Source organism: Trabulsiella guamensis ATCC 49490, assembly GCF_000734965.1.
Taxonomy (GTDB): Bacteria; Pseudomonadota; Gammaproteobacteria; order Enterobacterales; family Enterobacteriaceae; genus Trabulsiella; species Trabulsiella guamensis.
In genome coordinates this window covers 1-712 of record NZ_JMTB01000198.1, presented here as the reverse complement: position 1 = coordinate 712, position 712 = coordinate 1, and the positions used below count along the sequence as shown (strand labels likewise).

1 protein-coding gene is annotated in these 712 nt (G+C 58.8%); it reads right to left on the bottom strand.

Translation table 11 applies throughout. The features are described 5' to 3' along the window. Positions 1-671 (bottom strand): DNA-methyltransferase (locus GTGU_RS23535; protein ID WP_038163738.1); only part of this gene is annotated, 671 nt, incomplete at its 3' end. Positions 672-712 lie beyond the last annotated feature (41 nt).

Below are 712 nucleotides of genomic sequence, written 5' to 3'. Positions count from 1 at the left end.
AACTCAATGCCGGTGAACTTACCACCGCGTGCCAGAACAGGAAGCGCGGTGGTGCCGCTGCCCATGAACGGGTCGAGGACGTGGGCGTTATCCGCCAGCGGTCGGGCCAGCTCTTCCATCACCCTGACCGGCTTCCCGGTCATGTGCAGTTTCTCCGCTGGCTTCACGCGCTCAGTAATGACGCCGGGGAACGGACCACCCGGCACTTTCTCCAGCATGCCTGTACTTCCCCACACGATATATTCCGCCTGATGCCTGAAATAGCCGGTATGCGGCGCACGGGCTGACGATGTTTTGTCCCAGACGATAATGCCGCGCCAGCTAACACCGCCCGCCTGAAACACATCAGTCATCAACGGGAGCTGCCGCCAGTCCGAGAAAACCATGACATAGCAGCCCGGACGAACAAGCCTGGGGATCATGCTCATCCACTGCGTACACCAGAATGCAAAACTTCTCTGGTCGCGATTGTCACCGCCGAATTCCGCGTGGTGTGCGCTGGTGACTGCGTATTTTTCTGACGGTAGCCGGGTACGCATGTTTTTGTGCAGGCCGCCGGAACTGTACGGCGGGTCGGTGATGACCGCATCAAACCCCGGCTCCAGCAGCGGCAGAACGTCAATCACATCACCGCAGTACAGCGTGGCGTTTCCGATTATCTGCTTTTGCATTTACACTCCATGACGTGCAGTAAGGGCCGTATCGCGCTCAG